This window comes from Ciceribacter ferrooxidans (assembly GCF_004137355.1).
In the GTDB taxonomy this organism is placed as follows: Bacteria; Pseudomonadota; Alphaproteobacteria; order Rhizobiales; family Rhizobiaceae; genus Allorhizobium; species Allorhizobium ferrooxidans.
Map to the genome: position 1 here is coordinate 1 of NZ_SDVB01000310.1, position 1,561 is coordinate 1,561.

2 protein-coding genes are annotated in these 1,561 nt (G+C 56.7%); one reads left to right on the forward strand and one right to left on the reverse strand.

Features of this window, described 5'->3' with window-relative positions:
- Positions 1-220: hypothetical protein (locus tag EUU22_RS25695; protein ID WP_205687945.1), on the forward strand; the 220-nt coding region annotated here is incomplete at its 5' end.
- A 92-nt stretch (positions 221-312) separates the two neighbouring features.
- Here EUU22_RS25695 and EUU22_RS20145 read toward each other — a convergent pair.
- Positions 313-1,464, reverse strand: a complete 1,152-nt coding sequence (locus EUU22_RS20145) for an IS110 family RNA-guided transposase (protein WP_129333777.1) — start codon at positions 1,462-1,464, stop codon at positions 313-315.
- Positions 1,465-1,561: the final 97 nt, after the last annotated feature.

A 1,561-nucleotide genomic window follows, 5' to 3' on the forward strand; every position in this document is an offset into this window, starting at 1 on the left:
GATTCCTCTCACATCAGGTTTTTTGTCAATGGTTCATTTTGATGGCATCACAAAGCCTCCTTTGTTCGCGGATCCACGGTCTGAGCCCATCGCTTTACCGGCTCGTTATCGAGCCTGTACAACCTCACATCCGGTCGCCGCTTCAACGGCGGGCACCAATTTCCCGCTTTCGCGGGCGCGGGCTCAGGAGAACGGGACCAATCTCAAGACCGGCAGTTGAAGCCAAAAGGAATCCCGGTCCGTTCACCTGGATCCGTCAGGGCTGATCACACCCTGAGGATTGGAATTTGCTTTTCGATGCTGTTTTGCGCGTCAGGCGGCTTTCATGATTGCACCTTCGATCACGACGCCGGAGCTCACGTATTTCCAGAGTGCAACGAGCAGCTTGCGCGCCAAAGCCACAATCATCGGCTTTTTCAGACGGCCGCTATTGCGAGCGATGCGCTCGTTAAACCAGCAGGTCAGTGCCGATTTTGGTTGATGCCGCAACCACAGCCAGGCGAGCTCGACCATGGTCGCTCGCAAACGCGGATTTCCCGCCTTTGAGACACCTTGTTCGCGGTTAACGTTGCCGCTTTGCCAAGGAGAGGGGGCAAGCCCCGCGTAGGAGGCGATTTGCCGCCGATTGTCGAAGTGCCTGAACAGGCCTTCCGTGTAAAGTATCGTAGCGAACTCCGGGCCAATTCCTCTGATGCCCAAAAGCGCTGTCGCGCCTCGCGGCGTTTCCGGCGTCTCGTGGACGATCAAGGCATCTCGCTCTGCTTCTACGGCCTTGATTTGTGTGAGTATCAATTCGAGGCGATCAAGCTCTCTGCAGATCTCTGCCTTCAGGTGTTTTGACAGCGGACGGCCATCTCCAGTTCGAAGCTCGTCCAGACGCTGGCGACGGTCTCGATTTACCGGCTCGTACCCTCGTATTCCTTGCGTGAAGAGCAGCCCCTTGATGCGATTGACGTGGAAGACACGTTCCGCAATCAGAGTTTTCCGTTCCCGCCCGATCCGACGGTTGTCGTCCTCCTCGGGTGTGAGAAGTTTGACCATAGAGCAGGCCCGCGGCTCGCCCCGTTTCCAAGCCATCAAAGCGCGTATAAGTGTTTCGCCGTCGATGCGATCCGTCTTTGCCCGACGATGGCGGCGTGGCATGGCAATAGATGCAGCTTCCACAATATGGCTCTCGATCCAGGTTTCCTTGCTGAGGACGCGCCCCAGCCAGAAGCCATCAAGTCCGGCCTCCTGGATCACGACCAGCGGATAAAGCTTGTCCTTACGCCGCTGGGCTTTCTGGCGAAGGGCGGCAAAACACGAGAACAAGCCGGCGATATCGCCTCCGGTAACTGTATGGCGAGACAGCTTTTCACTTCCCGGCGATAGAGCTGTTACGAGCCATGTCGATTTGCTCAATTCCAACGAGACGAAAATTGCGCCAAGATCGACGGGGGGTAGTGGTCTGCATTTGAGATTGATCTGCTGTCATCGGCATGATTGGCCTCCAGAGAGTTTTCTAGCGACCTCACTCTGCCACGGTGCAGACCGCTACTCACCCCTGATGGGATCTCAAGGC